8 protein-coding genes are annotated in these 5,791 nt (G+C 70.5%); 2 read left to right on the forward strand and 6 right to left on the reverse strand.

Translation table 11 applies throughout. From position 1 onward, the window contains the following. The 6 genes from AC30N0_RS18885 to AC30N0_RS18910 all read right to left on the reverse strand — a co-directional run. The coding region (locus AC30N0_RS18885) for an ABC transporter substrate-binding protein (RefSeq protein WP_489519435.1) at positions 1-470 on the reverse strand (470 nt) is incomplete at its 3' end. A 62-nt stretch (positions 471-532) separates the two neighbouring features. After that, positions 533-1,237, reverse strand: a complete 705-nt coding sequence (locus AC30N0_RS18890; protein ID WP_489519430.1) for an ABC transporter ATP-binding protein — start codon at positions 1,235-1,237, stop codon at positions 533-535. A 2-nt stretch (positions 1,238-1,239) separates the two neighbouring features. Next, the gene (locus AC30N0_RS18895; RefSeq protein WP_489519431.1) at positions 1,240-2,019 is read right to left on the reverse strand and encodes an ABC transporter ATP-binding protein; all 780 of its coding nucleotides are present in this window, start codon (positions 2,017-2,019) and stop codon (positions 1,240-1,242) included. Further along, entirely contained in the window at positions 2,016-2,834 is an 819-nt protein-coding gene (locus AC30N0_RS18900; RefSeq protein WP_489519432.1) for an IclR family transcriptional regulator, read from the reverse strand. Before AC30N0_RS18900 ends, AC30N0_RS18895 begins: the two co-directional genes overlap by 4 nt. A 151-nt stretch (positions 2,835-2,985) precedes the next feature. Beyond that, a complete protein-coding gene (locus tag AC30N0_RS18905; RefSeq protein ID WP_489519433.1) occupies positions 2,986-4,083 on the reverse strand; it encodes a sterol desaturase family protein in 1,098 nt (365 codons plus the stop codon). 14 nt (positions 4,084-4,097) lie between these two features. Next, a complete protein-coding gene (locus AC30N0_RS18910; protein WP_489519434.1) occupies positions 4,098-4,754 on the reverse strand; it encodes a Crp/Fnr family transcriptional regulator in 657 nt (218 codons plus the stop codon). A 294-nt stretch (positions 4,755-5,048) separates the two neighbouring features. On the opposite strand from AC30N0_RS18910, the gene AC30N0_RS18915 reads away from it, so the two are divergent. Continuing rightward, positions 5,049-5,363 (forward strand): hypothetical protein, encoded by a 315-nt coding sequence (locus AC30N0_RS18915; RefSeq protein WP_489519437.1) that lies wholly within the window; start codon positions 5,049-5,051, stop codon positions 5,361-5,363. Positions 5,364-5,401: 38 nt separating this feature from the next. After that, the coding region (locus tag AC30N0_RS18920) for a phospholipase D-like domain-containing protein (protein WP_489519436.1) at positions 5,402-5,791 on the forward strand (390 nt) is incomplete at its 3' end.

Raw genomic sequence — 5,791 nt, forward strand, 5'->3', positions numbered from 1 at the left:
CCGTTGGCCAGCATCCAGGTGTCGTAGGTCCAGTGCACGGTGTTCGGCGAGCACGCCTTGCCGGTCAGGTCGGACGTGGCCGCACCGGAGTTGATGAAGGCCTTGCCCTTTTCCCGCGTCAGCTGGCTGACGGCGAGCGCCACCGACGAGGTCGGCACGTCGAAGATGGCGTCGACCTTGTCGACGTCGTACCAGGTGCGCGCAATCGTCGAGCCGACGTCGGGCTTGTTCTGGTGGTCGGCCGAGACGATCTCGACCTTCATGCCCTTGCGGGCGGCGCCGAAGTCCTCGACCGCCATCCGCGCCGCGACCACCGAGCCGGGGCCGGCGACGTCGGCATAGAGGCCCGACATGTCGTTCATGACGCCGATCTTGATCACGCCGTCGGACACCTGGGCGTGGGCCGGGCCGGCGGCGCAGGCGAGCGCGGCGGCGGCGGCCGAGGTCGCCAGCTTGAATTTCGTCTTCATCGTCATCTTGTCTCTCCTTGAGGTGAACCGAATGAAACCTGCCCCGCGTCCCGGCCTGGGCCTCAGACGCCGAGATGCTCGTGCAGCATGCCCATCTTCGCCTGCAACTCCGCGGCGGCGAAGCTCTCCACGATGCGGCCATGCTCCATGACATAGAGGTGGTCCGCGAGCGGCGCCGCGAACCGGAAGTTCTGCTCGACCATGACGATGGTGAAGCCGCGCTCGCGCAGCATCCGGATCGTCTGCGCCAGCATCTGCACGATCACCGGCGCCAGGCCTTCGGAGATCTCGTCCAGGAGCAGCAGCTTGGCGCCCGAGCGCAGGATCCGCGCCACCGCGAGCATCTGCTGTTCGCCGCCCGACAGGCGCATGCCGGGGCTGGCCCGGCGCTCCTTCAGGTTGGGGAACATGGTGTAGACCTCGGCCACGCTCATCCCGCCCTCGGCCAGCTGCGGCGGCAGCAGCAGGTTCTCCTCGGCCGACAGACTGGCGAAGATGCCGCGCTCTTCCGGGCAGTAGCCGAGGCCGAGCCGGGCGATCCGGTGCGTGGCCATGCCGACCGTCTCGGTGCCGCGGACCTTGATCGATCCCTTGCGCGAGCCGATGAGGCCCATGATCGCGCGCAGCGTGCTGGTCCGGCCGGCGCCGTTTCGGCCGAGCAGGGTCACGACCTCGCCCTCGCCGACCCGGAGGTCGACGCCGTGCAGCACGTGCGACTCGCCGTACCAGCCGTGCAGGCCGCTGATCTCGAGGAAGGGGACCGCCACGGTCAGTGAGCCCCGGCCAGCTCGGCGTCGGCGGTGCCCATGTAGGCCTCGATGACGGCGGGGTTTCGCGAGACCTCGGAATACGGCCCTTCGGCGAGCGTCGCGCCGCGCGCCAGCACCGTGATCGTGTCGGCGATCGATGCGACGACGCTCATGTTGTGCTCGACCATCAGCACCGTGCGGTTGGCGGCGACCTTGCGGATCAGTTCGCGGACACGCTCGACGTCCTCGAGGCCCATGCCCTGCGTCGGCTCGTCGAGCAGCATGAGCGTGGGGTCCATGGCCAGCGTCGTCGCGATCTCGAGCGCGCGCTTGCGCCCGTAGCTGAGCTCGACCGCAGGCAGGGCGGCGTAGGCCCCGAGGTCGACCGATTGCAGCAGCGCCATCGCCTCGTCGTCGAGCACGCTGAGCGACGACTCAGGCTTCCAGAAGTGGAACGAGGTGCCGAGCTTCCTCTGCAGGGCGACGCGGACGTTCTCGAGCACCGAGAGGTGGGCGAACACGGCCGAGATCTGGAACGAGCGGACGACGCCGCGCCGGGCGATCGCGGCCGGCTTCTCGCTCGTGATGTCCTGGCCCTGGAACAGGATCCGCCCGGAGGTCGGCGTCAGGAACTTGGTGAGGAGGTTGAAGCAGGTCGTCTTGCCAGCGCCGTTCGGCCCGATCATGGCGTGGATGGTGCCGCGACGAACTCGAAGGTTCACCTTGTCCACGGCGACGAAGCCCTTGAACTCTTTCGTCAGCTCGCGCGTCTCGAGGATGAACTCCGCATCGCCGCTCATGAACCGTCCTCCGGCGCAGGCTGCGAACGCGCCGGGTCGCCGCCGAGGCGGTCGGTCAGCGCCGCGGCCACCGCGAGAGCGGCATCGCGGTGGCGCGCGCCCCGGTCGGCGCCGAGCAGCGCCTTGTTGATGCAGACCGACACCGCGGCGACGACCTCGCCGGCGACGCCGAACACCGGCGCCCCGAACGAGATCACGCCTTCGCGAACGGCTTCCTCGTCGATGCTGTAGCCGCGCTTGCGGGTCACGGCGAGCTCCTTCAGGAGCGCGTCGACGCTGCGCGGACCCTTCCGGGTCAGGCGCGTGCCCAGCCCGGCGGCAAAGCGGCTCCGCACCTCTTCGGCGGGCAGGAAGGCGAGCATCGCCTTGCCGCTGCCCGACAGATACGCCGGCAGGCGCATGCCGACGTTGAAGGCGAGGCCGAGCGGCCGCGCACTGTTGCGCACCGCGACGTAGAGCGCCTCGGTGCCGGAGAGGACCGAGAGGACCACGGTCTCCTCGGGGGCCGCGCCGCGGTCCGACCACAGCGCGGCGAACTCCTGCGCCACGTCGGTGCCGGACACGAAGGCCTCGGCCAGGCCCATCACGCGCGGCCCGATCAGGAAGGTGCCGTCGGGCTGGCGGCGCAGATAGCCGAACGAGACCAGCGTGCTGCACAGGCCGTGCACGCTGCTCTTCGGCAGCCGCAGGTCGCCGGCCAGCCGGGCCAGGCTCATGGGCCCGCGCGCGTCGGCGAGCCGCTCGAGCAGCGTCAGCGCCCGCGACAGCGCCGGCACCAGGGCCGGGCCGTTGCTGCGGCCTCGCCCCAGGGGCATCAGGCGGGCGGAGGAGAGGGCGCTGTCGGCTCGTGGGTGCATCGCGGAAGGGGGCCCGGCATTCATCAGGTTGAACCGGCTTCAGAACGCCGGACGCGGAGTCTAGGCAGGACATGCCGGGCCGCGTGCCCCCGGGCCCGACGATCGGGGGTTAGCCCTCAGAGGAGTTGCCCTTAGCCGCCGCGGCAGGGCCTTCGCTCACCCGCCCGACCAGCCACAGGCCCAGGAGGATCGCGGCCGCGGCGCCGGCCTGCGTGGGCCAGGCGAGGCGATGCGCGTTCCACAGCAGCCAGCTCGTGGCGACCAGCAGCACGGCGAAGAGCGCCAGCGCGGCGGCCCGGGCCCGCTTCGGCAGCTCGGTCTCGAAGCGCTCCAGCGTGGCCGGATCGAACGGCGCGGGTGGCACCGCCCCGGCCAGGTCGAGGGGGCGCCAGCCCGGCGGCTTGAGGCAGAGCGCCACCTTGTCGGCCCAGCGCCGCGTCCGCCAGGCATCGCGGGTGAGCCCGGCATAGACCTGCAGGTTGGCGCGGATCGGGTCCCAGCTGCGCAGAGGGCTGCGCGTGCCGTAGACGCAGGGGATCGTCGGGTCTTCGGCGGCGTAGGTGCCGAACAGCCGGTCCCACAGGATCAGGATGCCGCCGTAGTTGCGGTCGAGGTAGGCGTCGTTCACGGCGTGGTGGACGCGGTGGTTGCTCGGCGCACAGAACCAGCGGTCGAACCAGCCGAGGCGGCCGATGTGCTCGGTGTGGACCCAGAACTGGTACAGCAGGTCGATCAGGGCGACGACGGCGAAGACCAGCGGCGGAACGCCGGCGATCGCCATCGGCAGGTAGAAGATCCAGCCGAACAGCCACCCGCTCGAGGTCTGGCGCAGGGCCGTCGACAGGTTGTAGTCCTCGCTCTGGTGATGCACCACGTGCGCGGCCCAGAACAGGGCGATCCGGTGCCCGGCGCGGTGGTGCCAGTAGTAGAGGAAGTCGTAGGCGACGAGAGCGACGAGCCACGTCCACACGGACTCGACCGGCAGCTGCCAGACGGCGAACCCGGCGTAGACGGCGCTGTAGATGCCCAGCCTGAGCAAGGCGCTGAAGAGCCCCGCCACCTGGCTCAGCACGCCGAGGCCGATGCTCGACATCGCGTCGTTCAGCCGGTAGGTGTTGCGGCCGCGGCGCCGTCCGATGGCGAGCTCGAGGCCGATCAGCGCCAGGAAGACGGGCGTCGCCAGGACGATGATCTGCGGGCCGGTCATGACGCGAAGCCGGCCTAGCGCGCGAGCGGGAGCTTGCGATGGATCACGTAGCGGCCGTCGCGCACCGACACGTAGCCGCCGGCCGTCAGGTCCTTGACGATCCGGTTGACCATCTCGCGCGAGGAGCCGACGCGGTCGGCGATGTCCTGCTGGGTCAGCTTCTCGCGGACCACGCGCTCGGCACCGACGGGGTCCGACAGATCCATGAAGACGCTGACCATGCGGCCGTAGACGTCCTTCAGCGCGAGGTCCTTCACCTGCTCGGTGAGACGCCGGACCATGCGCGTGAGCTTGCGCGAGAGGTGCAGGGCGAACTCCGGGTGCTCGGCCATGAAGGCCCGCATCTCCGCGCCGGGAACCACGCAGCAGGTGGTCGGCTCGACCGCCTTCACCGATGCCGAGCGCTCGCCGCCGTCGAGGGCGAGCTCGCCGACGTACTCGCCCGGGCCGTGCTCGGCGAGCACGACGTCGCGGCCGTCGGCCGAGCTGGCGAAGGTGCGCAGGCGCCCCGAGACGACGATGTAGATCGAGTCGCTGATGTCGCCTTCGTTGATGAGGATGGCCGGGGCCCGGAACGGGCGCGTGTTGCCGTGCAGGGCGAGCGCTTCGAGCAGCTGACCGGAAAGACGGTCTTCTGCCGTATGAGCAGTGCCTCCCTTCGTGTCATGCATCCATCGAATTATCGGCCGCACCGCACCCGTGTGATCAATGTCACTCCACGCGAGCGCCTTGTTCACTCGGCTTCGAAGGCCCTTGTTTAGAGACTGCCCGCATGCCGAGGCGAAGCAATCGCCGCAGCCCCAACCACCGCAAGGAGCGCTTTCATGAAGACCTGTTTCGACGACATCGCCGCCTGTCTGATGGTCGTCACCCTCTCCGTGGCCTCGCTGTCCATGTTCGTCGTCGTCGCCTTCGGCGCGGCCTGAACCGGACCGCCAGACCGCCTGCCCCGAAGGAGAACTGCCATGCCGCCGCTTTCGCGAGAGTTCACGCGCCTCGGCATGACCCGGCTGTGCGCCTGGGTCGGCCTCGCCGGCGCTGCCGGGGTGGGCCTGCTCGCCACCTGGCGCGCCGTCCTGCTGGCCGTCGCCGTGTCGCTGGGCGGTTGCGCCGCCCTGCCCCACGACGTTGCCCGCCCGGCGTCGTCCGTCAGCGACGATGTCGACGGCACCGCGCTGGCCCGGGCCGCGGTGGCGTCGATGGCCGCTGCCGGGCCCGGCGGGTCGGGCTTCCGCACCTGCCCGGGGGCCGGCAGGCGCTCGAGGCACGCGTCGCCCTGATCCGCCGTGCCGGGAAGACGCTCGACGTCCAGTCCTACCTGGTCGGCAGCGACGCCACCGGACTCGGCTTCCTCGCCGAGCTGCGCGCCGCGGCGCGCCGCGGCGTCCGCGTGCGCGTCCTCGTCGACGACCTGTACGCCGCCGGCCAGGACGACCTGCTGGCGGCGTTCGCAGCGCACGCCAACGTCGAAGTGCGCATGTTCAACCCGCTGCCGGCGCGAAGCGGAGGCGTCGTCCGCCGCGTCGCTTTCTCGCTGCACGATTTCTCGCGCATCAACCGGCGCATGCACAACAAGCTGTTCATCGCCGACGCGAGCTTCGCCGTCACCGGCGGCCGCAACATCGCCGACGAGTACTTCGAGCGCGGCGACGACACCCACTTCATCGACATGGACGTTCTCGCGGCCGGTCCGGGTGCGCGAGCTGGG

The organism is Rhizobacter sp. (assembly GCF_031412495.1).
In the GTDB taxonomy this organism is placed as follows: Bacteria; Pseudomonadota; Gammaproteobacteria; order Burkholderiales; family Burkholderiaceae_C; genus Schlegelella_A.